At 67.5% G+C, this 16,435-nt stretch carries 18 protein-coding genes; all 18 read right to left on the reverse strand.

Translation table 11 applies throughout. From position 1 onward, the window contains the following. Position 1 precedes the first annotated feature (1 nt). Positions 2-1,051: a beta-N-acetylhexosaminidase gene (gene nagZ, locus FHT26_RS14830; protein WP_168560882.1), complete on the reverse strand. Its 1,050-nt coding sequence runs from the start codon at positions 1,049-1,051 to the stop codon at positions 2-4. 17 nt (positions 1,052-1,068) lie between these two features. Then, positions 1,069-1,467, reverse strand: a complete 399-nt coding sequence (acpS, locus tag FHT26_RS14835; protein ID WP_168560883.1) for a holo-ACP synthase — start codon at positions 1,465-1,467, stop codon at positions 1,069-1,071. Next, positions 1,464-2,288 (reverse strand): pyridoxine 5'-phosphate synthase, encoded by an 825-nt coding sequence (locus FHT26_RS14840; protein WP_168560884.1) that lies wholly within the window; start codon positions 2,286-2,288, stop codon positions 1,464-1,466. Before FHT26_RS14840 ends, acpS begins: the two co-directional genes overlap by 4 nt. A gap of 6 nt (positions 2,289-2,294) precedes the next feature. Beyond that, on the reverse strand, positions 2,295-3,110 hold the full coding sequence (gene recO / locus FHT26_RS14845) for a DNA repair protein RecO (protein ID WP_168560885.1): 816 nt from the start codon (positions 3,108-3,110) through the stop codon (positions 2,295-2,297). A 9-nt stretch (positions 3,111-3,119) separates the two neighbouring features. Further along, positions 3,120-4,097 (reverse strand): GTPase Era, encoded by a 978-nt coding sequence (era, locus tag FHT26_RS14850; protein ID WP_168560886.1) that lies wholly within the window; start codon positions 4,095-4,097, stop codon positions 3,120-3,122. 30 nt (positions 4,098-4,127) lie between these two features. Beyond that, positions 4,128-4,832, reverse strand: coding sequence for a ribonuclease III (rnc, locus tag FHT26_RS14855; protein WP_168560887.1), 705 nt, complete (start codon positions 4,830-4,832; stop codon positions 4,128-4,130). Positions 4,833-4,890: 58 nt separating this feature from the next. Next, positions 4,891-5,292 (reverse strand): DUF4845 domain-containing protein, encoded by a 402-nt coding sequence (locus tag FHT26_RS14860; RefSeq protein WP_490362790.1) that lies wholly within the window; start codon positions 5,290-5,292, stop codon positions 4,891-4,893. A gap of 23 nt (positions 5,293-5,315) precedes the next feature. Continuing rightward, entirely contained in the window at positions 5,316-6,281 is a 966-nt protein-coding gene (gene lepB / locus FHT26_RS14865) for a signal peptidase I (protein WP_168560889.1), read from the reverse strand. A gap of 11 nt (positions 6,282-6,292) precedes the next feature. Beyond that, entirely contained in the window at positions 6,293-8,101 is a 1,809-nt protein-coding gene (gene lepA / locus FHT26_RS14870; RefSeq protein ID WP_168560890.1) for a translation elongation factor 4, read from the reverse strand. 548 nt (positions 8,102-8,649) lie between these two features. Beyond that, positions 8,650-10,125, reverse strand: a complete 1,476-nt coding sequence (locus tag FHT26_RS14875) for a Do family serine endopeptidase (protein ID WP_168560891.1) — start codon at positions 10,123-10,125, stop codon at positions 8,650-8,652. Positions 10,126-10,183: 58 nt separating this feature from the next. Further along, positions 10,184-11,203 (reverse strand): MucB/RseB C-terminal domain-containing protein, encoded by a 1,020-nt coding sequence (locus FHT26_RS14880; protein WP_246867888.1) that lies wholly within the window; start codon positions 11,201-11,203, stop codon positions 10,184-10,186. A 17-nt stretch (positions 11,204-11,220) separates the two neighbouring features. Further along, positions 11,221-11,874: a sigma-E factor negative regulatory protein gene (locus FHT26_RS14885; RefSeq protein WP_168560892.1), complete on the reverse strand. Its 654-nt coding sequence runs from the start codon at positions 11,872-11,874 to the stop codon at positions 11,221-11,223. Positions 11,875-11,916: 42 nt separating this feature from the next. Continuing rightward, positions 11,917-12,525, reverse strand: a complete 609-nt coding sequence (gene rpoE, locus FHT26_RS14890; RefSeq protein ID WP_168561036.1) for an RNA polymerase sigma factor RpoE — start codon at positions 12,523-12,525, stop codon at positions 11,917-11,919. A gap of 2 nt (positions 12,526-12,527) precedes the next feature. Then, complete coding sequence (locus FHT26_RS14895) at positions 12,528-13,007, reverse strand: hypothetical protein (protein ID WP_168560893.1); 480 nt, start codon at positions 13,005-13,007, stop codon at positions 12,528-12,530. Between the two features lie 21 nt (positions 13,008-13,028). Continuing rightward, on the reverse strand, positions 13,029-14,273 hold the full coding sequence (gene fabF, locus FHT26_RS14900; RefSeq protein WP_168560894.1) for a beta-ketoacyl-ACP synthase II: 1,245 nt from the start codon (positions 14,271-14,273) through the stop codon (positions 13,029-13,031). A gap of 28 nt (positions 14,274-14,301) precedes the next feature. Beyond that, positions 14,302-14,541, reverse strand: a complete 240-nt coding sequence (gene acpP, locus FHT26_RS14905; RefSeq protein ID WP_009552529.1) for an acyl carrier protein — start codon at positions 14,539-14,541, stop codon at positions 14,302-14,304. Positions 14,542-14,704: 163 nt separating this feature from the next. Next, entirely contained in the window at positions 14,705-15,466 is a 762-nt protein-coding gene (gene fabG, locus FHT26_RS14910) for a 3-oxoacyl-ACP reductase FabG (RefSeq protein WP_168560895.1), read from the reverse strand. Further along, a complete protein-coding gene (fabD, locus tag FHT26_RS14915; protein WP_168560896.1) occupies positions 15,463-16,401 on the reverse strand; it encodes an ACP S-malonyltransferase in 939 nt (312 codons plus the stop codon). The genes fabG and fabD overlap by 4 nt, the downstream gene beginning before the upstream one ends. Between the last annotated feature and the right edge of the window lie 34 nt (positions 16,402-16,435).

Below are 16,435 nucleotides of genomic sequence, written 5' to 3' on the forward strand. Positions count from 1 at the left end.
CTCAGGGCAAGCGTTCGAGTGCGTTCTGGTAAGTCGGCTGGTGCATCAGCTCGTCCCACGGCAGCGGCGAGCTCTGCGGCAGCAGCTCCAGCCGGCGCGTCTCGCTGTTCGCATCGGCCTGCCAGCGACCCTGCGCGAGCGCCTCCGCCAGGCCGTCGAGCAGCACGTCGACCGGCCGGCCGCCGTCGACCTTCGACTGGTTGCACAGCAGCACCAGGTCGCAGCCTGCGTTCAGCGCGGCGATGCCGGCGTCGAGCGCGCTGCCGGCGACGCGAGCGCCTTCCATGCTGAGGTCGTCGCAGCAGATCGCGCCGGTGTAGCCGAGCTGGCCGCGCAGGATCTCCTTCAGCCAGCGCGACGAGAAACCGGCCGGCACTGCATCGACCAGCGGGAAGGTCACGTGCGCCGGCATCACGCAGGTCAGCGTGGTCGACAGCCAGTCGTAGGGCTTCGCATCCTCGTCGAGGATCTGCTGCAGCGTGCGGTCGTCGACGGCGCGGGCCACATGCGAATCGGCCACCGCGTAGCCGTGCGCCGGGAAGTGCTTGCCGCAGTTGGCCATGCCGGCGCGCAGCAGGCCCATGGCCAGCGCCTGCGCGAGGATCGCGACGACGCGCGGGTCGCGGTGGAACGCGCGATCGCCGACGACCTGGCTGCGCCCATGGTCGAGGTCGACCACCGGCGTGTAGCTGAGTTCCACGCCGCAGGCCCGCAGCTCGGCGCCGAGCACGTAGCCGGCCGACGTGGCCGCATCGACGGCGCGCATCGCATCGCGCATCCACAGCTCGCCGAATTCGCGCATCGCCGGCAGGTGCGTGAAGCCGTCGGTGCGGAAGCGCTGAACGCGGCCGCCTTCGTGGTCGACGGTGATCAGCACGTCGGGCCGGATCGACTTGACCTCGGCGGTCAGCTCGGTCAGGTGGCGGCGGTCGATCCAGTTGCGGGTGAACAGGATCATCCCGCCGGTCAACGGATGGCGCAGCCGCCGCCGATCGTCGTCGGTCAGGGCCGTGCCGGCGATGTCGAGGATCACCGGGGCGTGTTCGCTCATGCTGGTTCTTTCCGCATTCAGGGTTGCTGGGTTTCGACGACGACGAAGCTCGCCGCATAGTCGGTCTCGTCGGTGACGCTGACGTGCGCGACCAGGTGCCGCGCCGCGAACCAGGCGGCCAGCTCGCCGTGCAGCACGATCTCGGGCTTGCCGCTCGGCGCGTTGAGGATCTCGCAGGCGCGCCAGGTCATCGGCATGCGCATGCCGCGGCCGATGGCCTTCGAGAACGCCTCCTTGGCCGAGAACCGGGTCGCCAGGTAGCTGATGCCGCGGGCCTCGACACGCGCGCGCCGCGCATGGAACACCGCCAGCTCCTGCGGGCCGAGCACCTTGGTGGCGAAGCGCTCGCCGCGCCGCTCGAAGGTCGCGGCGATGCGCCGCACGTCGCAGATGTCGGTGCCGATGCCGTAGATCACCGCGGTGACGCCGTCTGGGTCGACACCTGCGCCGACATCCGGATGCAGCGCTGGTAGTCGCGCACCGTCTCGACCAGGCCGAGTTCGAGCGCATCGGCGACCAGCGCATGGCCGATCGAGACCTCCTGCACGCCGGGCACGGCGCGCAGGAAATCGGCCAGGTTGGCGCGGTTCAGGTCGTGGCCGGCGTTCACGCCGAGGCCCGCGCGCAACGCCGCCTCGGCGGTGGCCGTGAAGCCGGCCAGCACCGCCGCGCCGGCCGGCGTGCCGTGTGCGCTGGCGAAGGTCTCGGTGTAGAGCTCGACGCGGTCGGCGCCGAGCGCGCGGACCGCCGCCATCGCCTGCGGCTGCGGGTCCATGAAGAGACTGACGCGCACGCCCAGCGCATGCACCTCGGCGACCAGCGGCGCGAGGCGCGCGGCGTCTTCCGGGAAGCGCCAGCCGTGGTCCGAGGTCGATTGCTCGACGCTGTCGGGCACGAAGGTGCACTGGTGCAAAGGCAGGCCACGGCGCTTCAGTTCGCGCGCGAAGTCCATCAGGTTGTGGAACGGGTTGCCTTCGATGTTGTATTCGATGTGCGGCGTCGCCTGCAGCAGCTCGGCGAGTTCGTAGACGTCGGTGGCCCGGATGTGGCGCTCGTCCGGCCGCGGGTGCACCGTGATGCCCTGCGCGCCGCCCTGCAGCGCGAGTTCGGCGGCACGCGTCACGCTCGGGATGCCGAGGTGGCGCGTGTTGCGCAGCAGCGCGACCTTGTTCAGGTTGACCGACAACGCTGTCTGGCCGCGGTGCGGATCCTCGCCGCTCGTCTGGAAAGGGTTCATGTGGTGTCAGCGCTCCAAGGCTTGCACGTCGAGCATCACCTGCCGCGTACGCAGCACCGATGAGCCCAGATGATAGTGAAGCAGCGCGCGCAGCAGCAGCTTCAGTTCCTGCAGCGCCGGCGCGCAGGCCTGCTGCAGTGCCGCGAGGCTGCCGTGCTGCAGCGCGGCCTGCAGGCCGATCAGCGTCTGGCCGGCCAGTTCGTTCTCGCGGCCGCGCGAGGTCGCGACGCCCTGCTCGGGCAGCAGCAGGTAGCGGCCGGCGGGATCGACCTCGTCCTGCGTCGTCGTCACGCAGCTCAGGTCGGGCAGCACGCCGATCTGCTGCAGCAGCGCCAGCTCGAAGGCCCGCAGCGCGGTCTGCACGGCGCCGTCGTCGGTCGATGCCAGCAGCGCGAGCGTCAACGCGTAGGCATCGAACAGCATCGGGTGGGCGTCGCTGCGGGCGAGCAGCTTCATCAGCAGCTCGTTCAGGTAGAAGCCGCTGAACAGCGCCGCGCCGGTCAGCATCGCATGGCCGCCGGCCCATTCGGCGCCGCGCAGCGTCTGCACGTCGCTGGCCGATTCGCCGGACGACCCGCCGAACGACCCGCCGGACGATTCCGACGCACGCGGCGGCTTGCCGAGCGTCACCTGGATGCGCTGGAACGGCAGCAGCACCGGGCGCAGCTGCGAGTACGGTCGCTTGGCGCCCTTCGCGACCACCGCGATGCGGCCCTGCTCGCGGGTGAACAGGTCGAGGATCAGGCTGGATTCGCTCCAGTCGTAGCGGTGCAGCACATAAGCCGCCTGCGTGGCCGGCGGGCGCGCGGGGCGGGTGGCCATGCGCGGCGGCTATTCGTAGCCGTAGGTGCGCAGATGCTCTTCGTCGTCGGCCCAGCCGGATCGCACCTTCACCCACAGTTCGAGGAACACGCGGCCGTCCATCAGCCGCTCCAGCTCCTGGCGTGCCTCGGAGCCGATGCGCTTCAGGCGCTCGCCATCGGTGCCGATCACCATGCCCTTATGCGAATCGCGCTCGACGATGATGGTCGCGGCGATGCGCCGCAGCGCGCCCTCTTCCTCGAACTTGTCGATCACGACGGTCGAGGTGTAGGGCAGCTCGTCGCCGGTCAGGCGGAACAGCTTCTCGCGGATGATCTCGCTCGCGAGGAACTTGTCGCTGCGATCGGTCAGCGCGTCTTCTTCGTAGAACCACGGCTGCTGCGGCAGGTAGGGTTTCACGATGCCCAGCAGGCGCTGCACGTCGCTGTCCTTCTTGGCGGTCAGCGGCACGAATTCGGCGAACGCGTGGCGGTCCTGCATGCCCTTGAGCCAGGGCACGAGGTCGGCGCGGCGGTGCACCGCGTCGAGCTTGTTGGCGATCAGCATCACCGGCTTGCCGGCCGGCATCAGCGCCAGCACCTTCGCGTCGTCGAGCCCGAAGCGGCCGGCCTCGACGACGAACAGCACCAGGTCGACATCGCCGAGCACGCCATGCACCGTGCGGTTCAGCGTGCGGTTCAACGGCGCGCTGTGGCGCGTCTGGAAGCCGGGCGTGTCGACGAACACGAACTGCGTGTCGTCGACCGTGCGGATGCCGGTGATGCGGTGGCGCGTCGTCTGCGCCTTGGCGGACGTGATGCTGACCTTCTGGCCGACGAGCGCATTCAGCAGCGTCGACTTGCCGACGTTCGGGCGGCCGACGATCGCGATCAGCCCGCAACGGGTGGTGACTTCGGCGGAATCGCCGCTGCCGGTGTCGGCGGTGCCGGCGTCGCCAGTGCCGGTGTCGCCGTCGTCTTCGGCAGGTGTTTCGGGGATGTCGATCATGCGGGGAACCAGGAGGGTCGTCGGGGGGCGTCAGGAACGCAGCGCGCTGCCGGGCTTGTCGTTCGCCTTCAGCGCGACCAGCATGCCGCGCGCGGCTTCCTGCTCGGCGGCGCGGCGCGAGCGGCCCTCGCCGGTTTCGGTCAGGGCGAGGGCCGGGACGGCGCACTCGACTTCGAAGGTCTGCGCGTGCGCCTGCCCGCGGGTGGCAACGATGCGGTAGGCCGGCACCGGCAGGCGGCGCGCCTGCAGCCACTCCTGCAATTCGGTCTTCGCGTCTTTCGACCAGTTGTCCAGATCGGTCGTCTCGATGACTTCGCCGAACAGCCGCTGCACCAGCGCCTGTGCGGCCTCGAAACCGCCATCGCGGTAGGCGGCACCGATCACGGCTTCGAGTGCGTCGGCGAGGATCGACGGCCGCTGCGCGCCGCCGCCGCGTGCTTCGCCATCGCTCAGGCGCAGCACCTCCGGCAAGCCGATCAGCAGTGCGACCTTGTGCAAGCTGTCTTCGCGCACCAGGTGCGCCCGCACGCGGGTCAGGTCGCCTTCGTCGGAGCCGGCGAAGCGCTCGAACAGCAGGTCGCTGATCGCCAGGCTCAGCACCACGTCGCCGAGGAATTCGAGCCGTTCGTTGTGATCGACCCCGAAGCTGCGGTGCGTGACCGCGCGCGTCAGCAGGTCCGGCTGGGTGAAGCGGTAGCCCAGGCGGTTCTGCAGGGCGGTCAGTCGGGCATCCACGCGCGAAGCCGGTTGGTGACGAAAGAGCGGACGCGAGAGCGCGGGTCGGGGCGAACCCTTACCGCGAGCGGCCTTCGTACTTGAGCAGCAGGAAGACCGGCGACATCAGCTCGATCTCCTTGTTGTAGGCGAAGGCGATCACGACCTTGTCGTTGACCTTCGTGATCTCCAGGTCCTTGCCGCCGATCGAGACGATCGAGTACTCGATGTCCTTCTGGCGATCGAAGGCGGTGCGGATTTCAGGCACGGTGGAGGCACCGCTCATCGCGATCTTCTCGACCGTGCGCTTGATCGTGAAGTACTCGTTGAGGGTCGGCAGCACCTTCAGGCCGAGGAGCGAGACGATGCCGATCAGGATGGCCCAGAACATCAGGCCGAACAACGTGACCCCGCGTTGCGGCCCGCGCCGGTGGACAGGTTGCCGCACCTGGTCGCGAGATTCGATCGTCCGAAGTTCCATCGTCATTTACCTGTTGCTCCCACTCAATTGAACGAACCGACGCGCTTGAGATTGCCGAAATTCATCCAGACAAAGAAGGCCTTGCCCACGATGTTCTGGTCGGGCACGAAGCCCCAGAAACGCGAGTCCTGCGAATTGTCGCGGTTGTCGCCCATCATGAAGTAGTGGCCCGGAGGCACCTTGCAGCGCACGCCTTCCGCACTGTAGCGGCAGTTTTCCTTGAAGGGAAACTCGAACAGCGGCGCGGCCGAACTCGGCAGCTTGGTGTCGACCAGGATCCGGTGCGTGGCCGGGCCGAGCTTCTCGGTGTATTGCGGCGCGAACCGCACGGCATCCTCGTCGTAGAACGGTTCCAGCGGCTGCGTGTCGGCGAGCTTCCCGTTCACGTACAGATGCTGGTTCAGGTAGTCGATCTGGTCGCCCGGCACGCCGACCACGCGCTTGATGTAGTCGATGCTCGGGTTGGCGGGGTAGCGGAACACCATCACGTCGCCGCGCTGCGGGTCGTTGATCTGGATGATCTTCTTGTTGATCACCGGCAGCCGGATGCCGTAGTGGTACTTGTTCACCAGGATCAGGTCGCCGATCAGCAGCGTCGGCACCATCGAACCCGACGGGATCTTGAACGGCTCGAACAGGAACGAGCGCAACAGGAACACGACGAGGATCACCGGGAACAGACCGGCGGTCCAGTCGAGCCACCACGGCTGCATCAGCAAGGTGTCGCGGGCCTGGGCGACGTTGTCGTCGACCTTTGCGATGCCCTGCGCGGTCAGCCGCTCGCGACGTTCGGCATCCTGGCGATCAAGCGTGGCGGCCGCCGCCGCGCGGCGCGGCGCGAAGTGGAAGCGCTCGGCCAGCCAGTAGGCCAGCGTCGCCACCGTCAGGATGAACAGCAGCAGCGAGAAGTTGCCCGTCCACTTGCCGAGGTACCAGCCGCCCAGATACACCACCAGGGCGCCGTAGAGCACGCCGGTCAGAGAACCCATCAGTGAGCCCATCAATCGTCCACTTGGAGGATGGCGAGAAACGCTTCCTGGGGCACCTCGACGGAGCCGATCTGCTTCATGCGTTTCTTGCCGGCCTTTTGTTTTTCGAGAAGCTTGCGCTTGCGCGAGACGTCGCCGCCATAACACTTGGCGAGAACGTTCTTTCGCAGCGCCTTGATTGTCTCACGCGCAATGATGTTGGCCCCGACGGCGGCCTGGATCGCCACGTCGTACATCTGACGGGAGATCAGCTCGCGCATCTTGGCCACCACCGCGCGGCTGCGGTACGCGCTCTGGGTGCGGTGCACGATGATCGACAGCGCGTCGACCTTGTCGCCGTTGAGCAGGATGTCGACCTTGACGACGTCGGCCGCCCGGTATTCCTTGAACTCGTAGTCCATCGACGCGTAGCCGCGCGACACCGACTTCAGCTTGTCGAAGAAGTCCAGCACGATCTCGGCCAGCGGCATTTCATAGGTCAGCATGACCTGGCGGCCGTGGTACGCCATGTTGATCTGGTTGCCGCGCTTCAGGTTGGCCAGCGTCATCACCGGGCCGACGTAGTCCTGCGGCATGTAGAGGTGCACCGTCACGATCGGCTCGCGGATCTCGTTGATGCGGCCGAGGTCGGGCATCTTCGACGGGTTCTCGACCTGGATCACGGTCTTGTCGCCCAGCTCGACTTCGTAGACGACGCTCGGCGCGGTGGTGATGAGGTCCTGGTCGAACTCGCGCTCGAGCCGCTCCTGGACGATCTCCATGTGCAGCAACCCGAGGAAGCCGCAGCGGAAGCCGAAGCCGAGCGCCTGGCTCACCTCGGGCTCGTAGCGCAGCGACGAATCGTTCAGCTTCAGCTTCTCGAGCGCATCGCGCAGCTGGTCGTACTCGCTGGCTTCGGTGGGGTAGAGGCCTGCGAACACCTGCGGCTGGATTTCCTTGAAGCCGGGCAAGGCCTCGCTGGCCGGCCCGGCGTTGTTCGGCAGCTTCTTCTCGAGCGTGATGGTGTCGCCGACCTTGGCCGCCTGCAGCTCCTTGATGCCGGCGATCACGAAGCCGACCTCGCCGGCGCGCAACGCATCGCGCGCCAGCGACTTCGGCGTGAACACGCCCAGCTGCTCGGCGGCGTAGGCGGCCTCGGTGGCCATCATCTTGAAGCGCTCGCCCTTCTTCAGCTCGCCGTCGACCACGCGCACCAGCATCACGACGCCGACGTAGTTGTCGAACCACGAGTCGATGATCATCGCGCGCAGCGGCGCATCGGGGTTGCCCTGGGGCGGCGGCATGCGGGTGATCACCGCCTCGAGGATGTCGTCGATGCCCTCGCCGGTCTTGGCGCTGCACGGGATCGCGTCGGTCGCGTCGATGCCGATCACGTCCTCGATCTCGTCCTTCGCGCGCTGCGGATCGGCCTGCGGCAGGTCCATCTTGTTCAGCACCGGGATCACGTGCACGCCGAGTTCGATCGCGGTGTAGCAGTTGGCGACGGTCTGCGCCTCGACCCCCTGGCTCGCGTCGACCACCAGCAGCGCGCCTTCGCAGGCGGACAGCGAGCGGCTCACTTCATACGAGAAGTCGACGTGCCCCGGCGTGTCGATCAGGTTGAGCTGGTAGGTCTTGCCGTTGCGCGCCTGGTAGGTGAGCGCAGCGGTCTGCGCCTTGATCGTGATGCCGCGCTCGCGCTCGATGTCCATCGAGTCCAGCACCTGCGCTTCCATCTCGCGATCACTCAGCCCGCCGCAACGCTGGATCAGCCGGTCGGCCAGCGTCGACTTGCCGTGGTCGATGTGGGCAATGATGGAAAAATTTCGGATGTGATCCATTGAACGATTCCACTGCGTCGCTGTTCGACGCTGCAACGGCCGCGCCGCTGCGTTGATGGCTCATGACGTGTGCGTTGTCGTGTGACACGCGCGCTCGACATGATGGGTCGAAGACCCGGGCCGTGAACAAAAAAAAGGCACGTCGAAGAACTGACGCGCCTTCCAACAAAACGTATGGCAACTGCTTGTTGGGCCTTCATTGTAGCCAAAAGCACCCCGCCGGAAACCGCGCCGTTGCTTGATTTCTTGTCGTTGCAGGTCTCCAACAGCAAAATCTTTCCACAACTTATCCACAAAGCCTTGTGGGTAGCTTGGGGATAGTTTCAGACGCCGCTACTCGTTGACCGGATTGGCAATAAAGCCGAGACGCGAGGGCCGAATTGTAGCCAAAAGCACGCTGAATTGGCACGCTCTGACCAGATGATGCGTGCGCACACTCACTTTTCGACAATCGCCTCGAATTTGTCTTGCCGGAAGTTCTTGCTGCAGATCCCACATTGCGGAAGAAGCAGGGCAATCCCCGCGCCGGCAGTCGGATATCCGCGCTGTCACTTCAGCACCGGGATCCTCAGGAACTGCGCCCAGTCGCCACGCAGCACCGTGACCGGCAACGACTTGTTCTTGTCGAGCCTGGACACCACGGTCTCGAACTGCTTCACGTCGGTGACGTCGGCCGTGCCGACCGCCACGATCACATCACCGGCCTTCAGACCAGCCGCCTCGGCACCGCCGGTCACCGCGCTCACGCGCACGCCGTTCGCGCCGCGCAGCGACTGGCGCTCCGCATCGGTGAGGTTCGCGACGCTCAAGCCCCAGACCTTCGCCGCACCGGCGGCGCGCGGCTCGACCGGCGCCTCCGGCCGTTCGGTCGCCGCAGCAGCGACCTGCGGATTCAGCTCGGCGAGGCTCGCCTTGAAATCGAGCAGCTTGCCGCGCCGGTTGCATTGCAGCGTGATCGCGGTGCCCGGCTTCAGCGCGCCCAGCGTGCGCCGCAGGTCGACAGCACCGTCGACCACCCTGCCGTTGACGCTGATCACGACGTCGCCCGGCTGGATGCCCGCCTTGTCGGCCGGCGTGCCGCTGACGACCTGGCGCACGAACGCGCCCTTGGCCTTGCCCTTCGCGAGCCCGTACTCTTCGGCCAGTTCGCGCGGCACGTCGATCGGCTGGATGCCGAGGTAGCCGCGCACGACACGGCCGGTGGCCTTCAGCTGGTCGGCCACCCGCATCGCCTCGTCGATCGGGATCGCGAACGAGATACCGACGAAGCTGCCGACGGGGCTGAGGATCTGCGAGTTGATGCCGACCGCCTCGCCGCGGATGTTCAGCAGCGGCCCGCCGGAGTTGCCCGGGTTCACCGCCACGTCCGTCTGGATGAACGGCACATCGGAGCCGGTCTCGCGCTGCTTGGCACTGACGATGCCGGCGGTCACGGTGCTCTCGAGCCCGAACGGCGAGCCGATCGCGAGCACCCATTCGCCGACGCGCAGCCGCCCCGCATCGCCGATCTTCAGCGACGGCAGGCCGGTGGCATCGATCTTCACCAGCGCGACATCGGTGCGCTCATCGGCGCCGATGATCTTCGCCTTGAACTCGCGCTTGTCGGTCAGCGTGACGTAGACCTCGGTCGCGCCTTCGACCACATGCGCGTTGGTCATCACGTACCCATCGGCGCTGAGAATGAAGCCGGAGCCTTCGCCGCGCGGCACCTCTTCGCCAGGCTGCTGCGGCACGGCCGGTGCACGGCGGCGGAACGGCCCGCGCGGCGAATCGGTCGCGCGCTCGGTGGTGCGGATGTTGACGACGGCCGGGCTGGCGCGCTCGACCAAGTCGGCAAAGTCGGGCAGCAGCTGCGTCTGTGCGGGGAGTTGTGCCTGCATCGGGGCCTGCACCGGGGTTTGCGCCGCGGTTTGCGCACCGACTGGCGGTGCCAGCCAGAAGATCGCGCCCAGCCCGACCGCCGCCACACGCATCCGCAGCGCGTTCTCCGGTGCACACCGGCGTTGATCGATCACAACTTGCATGCCGAGCACCCCCTCGATACACCCACACGGCCGCCGCGTGCAGCCGCACGCCGGCAGGCTACTTCTTGCGTTCCAGCCCCGCCGCGAACGCACGCAGCGTCGCGGTCGGCACGTCACCCATCACGGTCACCCACCAGTCGCCATGCCGGCGCATCATCGTCTGGGTCGCACCGATCAGGGTCGACATCGGACGCTGGTGCCGTTCGGCGTTGTAGGGCTCGATGAAGACCGACACGAAGGTCAGCCCGTCGGAATAGACCGCCTGCAGCACCGGCTCGGTGGCGCCGCGGATACGCAGTGCACCGTCGAACGGCCGTTTGACGCAGCTGACCTGCGTGAAGCCGGGAATGCCGTGGTTCAGCGACCAGCCCTCGGATTCGAGCTTGGCCGGCGTGACGGGCGGCCGCACGATGCGGTAGCCGTCGAGCTTGCGCAGCGGCTGCGTGATCAGTTCCGCCTGCGGCTTGACGTTGATGCTGACGTCGGAGAACGCCGACGACTCCAGCACCTCGGCTTGTTCGCCCAGAACCTCGGTGCGCAGCAGCAGGCCGGTGTTCTTCTCGGCCCACAGGCGGTAGCCGAAGCGATGCGCATCCTTGGCGCGCAGCTGCAGCACGTTGGCCTCGTGACCGGCGACGCGCTCGACGCCCATCGGCTTGAGTTCGTAGAAGTCGGTCACGTGCTGTGCACCGGCCTGCAGCAACGCCGGGAACGAGCTCATCGAATCGCGCTGCTCGACCATCGCGACGCGGCTTTGCGGCCACACCGTGTGGACGACGTCGTTCTGGCGCAGCACGTTGCGCATCTGGCCTTCGAGCGAGTCGATGCGCTCGTACTGGTTGCGGCCGTCGCAGAAATGCGCAATGCGCGAACTCGCCACCGTGCCGCCCGCGCTGACCACCACCGTGCCCTGGAAGTTGCGCTTGTTCGCCGCGTCGGTGATGCGCGTCAGCCAGGCCTGGGTTTCGCGCGCCTCGATCAGCGGGTCGCCGCCGACCAGCGCGCCCTGCGCCCGGCTGGCCGGGGCAAAGGCGACGAATGCACAACTCACCATCAACGCGGACAGGCGCAGCAGCATGGGTCGGTATATCTCGGTCAGCGGGCGGGGGCTTCGGCTGCGGCGTTGCGCAGGAAGCCCGAGGGCACGCCCGGGGCGGAACTGCCGCCGAACTTCTTGTGCACCGACAGGTATTCGTCGAGGCGTGCATCGCGGATCAGCTGGCCGTTCAGCCGCACCGGCTCGCTGTCCTGCGCGACGCTGACCGCGCGCAGCGGCGACGGCACCACGGCGACCGCGGATGCGGCACCCGATTGGGCGACGGTCGCCGGGTTGCCACCGAAGGGCAGCGAACCGGGCACCGAGGTGGCGACCAGCGCACCGGCCACCACGACGAAACCGGCGGCCACCGCCACCGGCGTGCGCCAGCCGCGGCGCGAGCCTCCGGCCGCTACCGCGACCGCAGGCAGTTCGACGGGTGCCGGCAACTCGGCCGGCGCCAGCACCACCGGCTCGTCGGCCAGGCGCGCACGCAGCCGGGCGAGGAAGGCGCAGTCGCGATCGACCGGCGACGCCAGGTCTTCGGACCGCATCACGTCGCCGATCAATGCGTAGGCATGCCACTGGGCGCGGGCGTGCGGATCCTCTCGCCACTGCGCGCACGCACGCGCGCCCGCATCGGACCCGAGTTCCCCGTCGACCAGGGCCGACAAGCCCTCCATCGACGCACTGCCTTCAGACGACTGTGACATTTCCAGCTCCAGCATTCATGTTCAGCACGTGACCCGACCGCCTCACCAGCGGTCGCCTTCCCGGGTGTCCAGCAACGGACGCAGTTTCAGCGCAATCGCCTCGCGCGCACGGAAAATGCGCGATCTGACGGTGCCGATCGGGCAATTCATCACTTCGGCAATCTCTTCGTAGCTCAGGCCCTCGATTTCGCGCAGCGTGATCGCCTGGCGAAGATCTTCAGACAGCGCATCGATCGAAGCGTTCACTGTCGCCGCGATTTCTTTCGAGGCCAGCAGCGCTTCGGGCGTTTCGCCGTTGGTTAGTTCATTTTCGACCCGGGAAGTTTCGTCGTCCTCGTCCCGCGAAGCGCGTGCGGATTCCGTCACGATCGGGTCGCGCTTCATCTCGACCAGCGCCTTCTTCGCGGCATTGACCGCGATCCGGTACAGCCAGGTGTAGAACGCGCTCTCGCCGCGGAACTGCGGGATCGCCCGGTAGGCGCGGATGAAGGTCTCCTGGGCGATGTCCTGCACCAGGTCGGTGTCGCGCACCATGCGGCCGATCAGCCGTTCGATGCGGCGCTGGTACTTGACGACCAGCATCTCGAACGCCTTGACGTCGCCGCGCTTGATGCGCTCGATCAACGGGGCGTCAGCGTCCGGCGTGGTCATGCTCATGGCCGGACGTCCTGGCCGAAGGCCTCAGGCATCGCCGTCGGCCGTGCCGTGAACAGCGTGCTGCGCAGGCGGTGCCAGTCGTGCTCGAGCCCCGGGCGCTGCACCGGCAGCCAGCGCGAGGCCGGCCAGCGGTGCACCTTGCGATCCGGCACGAACTTCAGCAGCAGCCAGTGGCCGCCATCGATGGCCACCTGCAGCGATCCGGCCGACGGCTCTCCCGTGGCCCAGCCCAGGTGCCATTGCCCGCCGTCCCAGCGCAGCACGAAAACCGGCAACCGGGCGAGGGACATCAACGATGCGGTGGCGGCCACGCAGGCCAGCAGCAGAAAGCCGCATGCCGCCGACGACAGCGACCGCTCGGTGGTCGTCCACCACGCGATGGCACAGCTCCAGACGAGCAGCCCCGACATGGCGAGGCCGCCGCGCCAGGCGCCGAAGCGGGACACGGTGAGCTGGAACTCGGCTGGCGCGTGCATGCCGGGCGCGGATCGGACCGGTCAGACGCGCTTGAAGACCAAGGTGCCGTTGGTGCCGCCGAAACCGAAGTTGTTCTTCACCGCGTACTCCATCTTCAGGTCACGCGCGGTGTTGGCGCAGTAATCCAGGTCGCATTCAGGATCCTGGTTGAAGATGTTGATCGTCGGCGGCGCCACCTGGTGGTGCAGCGCGAGCGTCGTGAACACCGACTCGATGCCGCCGGCGCCACCCAGCAGGTGGCCGGTCATCGACTTGGTCGAGCTGACGACCAGCTTCTTCGCATGGTCGCCGTAGGCCAGCTTGATGGCGTTGCTCTCGTTCAGGTCGCCGAGCGGCGTTGACGTGCCGTGCGCGTTCAGGTACTGCACCTGGTCGGCATTGAGACCCGCATTGCGCAGCGCCGCCTTCATCGAGCGCTTGGGCCCGTCGACACTCGGCGCCGTCATGTGGAAGGCATCCGCACCCATGCCGAAGCCGACCAGCTCCGCATAGATCTTCGCGCCGCGCTTCTTCGCGTGTTCGTATTCCTCCAGCACCACGACGCCGGCGCCTTCGCCGAGCACGAAGCCGTCGCGGTCCTTGTCCCAGGGACGCGAGGCGGTGGCCGGATCGTCGTTGCGCGTCGACAGCGCGCGCGCTGCCGCGAACCCGCCGATGCCCAGCGGCGACACCGTCGATTCGGCACCGCCGGCGATCATCACGTCGGCATCGCCGTACTCGATCAGGCGACCGGCTTCGCCGATGCAGTGCAGGCCGGTGGTGCAGGCGGTGACGATCGCGAGGTTCGGTCCCTGGAAACCGAACTTGATCGACACATGGCCCGAGATCATGTTGATGATCGACGCCGGCACGAAGAACGGCGACACGCGGCGCGGACCGCGTTCGACCAGCTCGGCATGCGTCTCCTCGATCATCGGCAGGCCGCCGATGCCCGAGCCGACCAGGCAGCCGATGCGCTCGGCCTCGTCTTCGCTCAGCGCGTCGCCGGTGGGCAGCCCGGCATCCTTCACCGCCTGCATCGATGCAGCCAGGCCGTAGTGGATGAAGGTGTCCATGTGCCTGGCTTCCTTGGCGGGGAAGTAATCCTCCACCTTGAAGCCCTTCACTTCGCCCGCGAAATGGCAGGCGAACGGCGACGCATCGAACTTGGTGATGGTCGCGATGCCGGAGCGCCCGGCCACGATGTTGGCCCACCCCTCAGCGACCGTGTTGCCCACGGGACTGATGAGGCCGAGCCCGGTGATGACGACGCGGCGACGGCTCATGCGATGCTGCTCGGTTGGGAACGAAGGCTCAGGCCTTCTGGTGCTTGACGGCGTAGTCGATCGCCAGCTGCACGGTGGTGATCTTCTCGGCTTCTTCGTCGGGGATCTCGATGCCGAACTCGTCTTCGAGGGCCATCACCAGTTCCACGGTGTCGAGCGAATCAGCGCCCAGGTCTGCCACGAAAGCCTTCTCGTTGGACACATCGGCTTCCGGAACGCCCAGTTGTTCCGCGATGATTTTCTTCACACGTGCTTCGATATCGCTCATGACTCCTCCAAGAGGGTTTGCTGAAACAGCCCGAGATTCTAAGGCTTGCAGGGTGTCGGCTCTAAGTCAGGCCATCACGCTGCAAACCAGGTTCCGGTCGGGGCCTTCCGGTCGGTAGGTGGTTCGAGGTCGATGCGTTCGACGCCGTTCGGCGTCGATGGCGTCAGTTCATGAACATGCCGCCATTGACATGCAACTCCGTGCCGGTGATGTAGCCGGCCTGGGCCGACGCCAGGAAGCTCACCGCATGCGCGATGTCGCTCGCCTGGCCGAGTCGACCCAGCGGGATCTGCGCCATCAGCGACGCGGTCTGCTGTTCGGAGAGCTCGCTGGTCATGTCGGTCTGGATGAAGCCCGGCGCAACGCAGTTGACGGTGATGCCGCGGCTGCCGAGTTCGCGCGCCAGCGCACGCGTCATGCCGGCCACCCCGGCCTTCGAGGCCGCGTAGTTGGCCTGGCCGGCATTGCCGCTCGCACCGACGACCGAGGTGATGTTGATGATGCGGCCGAAGCGCTGCTTCATCATCGGGCGGATCACCGCCCGGCTGACGCGGAACACCGCCTTCAGGTTGGTGTCGATCACCGCGTCCCAGTCGTCGTCTTTCATGCGCATCGACAAGGTGTCGCGCGTGATGCCGGCGTTGTTGACGAGGATCTGCAGGCCGCCGTGCTCCTTAACGATGGCGTCGATCGCCGCTTCGATGCCGGGGCCGTCGTTGACGTTCAGGCACAGGCCGCGGCTGCCGGGAAAGGCCGACAGCGCCGCGCCGATCGCGTCGGCACCGGCCGGCGTCGTCGCGGTGCCGATGACCTTGGCGCCCTGGGCTGCCAGCGCCAACGCGATGGCGCGGCCGATGCCGCGCGAGGCGCCGGTCACCAGCGCGACCTGCCCGGCCAGCGCCGATGCGTTCTGGGAATCACTCATGCCAGCAGGCCTTTCGCTTCCAGCAGCGTGGCCGGATCGTGGATCGCGGCCGTGACCGCATCGGCGTCGATGCGGCGGATCGTGCTGGCCAGGACCTTGCCCGGCCCGCACTCGAAGATGTGGCGGATGCCGCGCGCACGGATCGCCTGCACGACCTCGACCCAGCGCACCGGGCCGAAGGCCTGGCGCACCAGCGCGTCGCGGATCGCAGCGGGATCGTCCTGCACCGCGACGTCGATGTTGTTGACGAGCGGGATGCGCGGCGCGTTCAGCACCAGGCCGGCCAGCTGCGCCTTCAACTGCTCGGCAGCCGGGCGCATCAGGCTCGAATGGAACGGCGCCGACACCGACAACGGCAGCGCGCGCTTCGCGCCCTTGTCCTTCAGCAGGCTGCACGCGAATTCGACCCCGGCCTTGGTGCCGGCGATCACCGTCTGCTTCGGGTCGTTGAAATTGGCGGCCTCGACGACCTCGCCGGACGCCGCCACGGCTTCGGCGCAACCGGCGCGCACGACATCGGCATCGAGCCCGAGGATGGCCGCCATGCCGCCGGCACCGACCGGCACCGCCTGCTGCATGGCCTGCGCACGAAAGCGCACCAGCGGCAACGCATCGGACAGGCCGATGACGCCGGCCGCGACCAGCGCCGCGTACTCGCCCAGCGAATGACCCGCCACCGCCGCAGGCTGCAGCCCGGTCTCGGCGAGCCAGGCCCGCAGGCAGGCGACGCCGGCGGTCAGCATCACCGGCTGGGTGTTCTCGGTCAGGTCGAGCGATTCCTTCGGGCCGGCGTGGATCAGCTGGCCCACATCGACGCCGAGGGCGCTCGACGCTTCGGCCAGCGTGTCGCGCACCGCGGGGTGGTCGCCCCAGGCGTCGAGCATGCCGACGGCTTGCGAACCCTGGCCGGGAAAGACGAATGCGAACGAAGTCATGTCAGCGCCTTGTAGTCGCGGCAACGAAGAGAAA

The organism is Rhizobacter sp. SG703, assembly GCF_012275445.1.
Taxonomy (GTDB): domain Bacteria; phylum Pseudomonadota; class Gammaproteobacteria; order Burkholderiales; family Burkholderiaceae_C; genus Rhizobacter.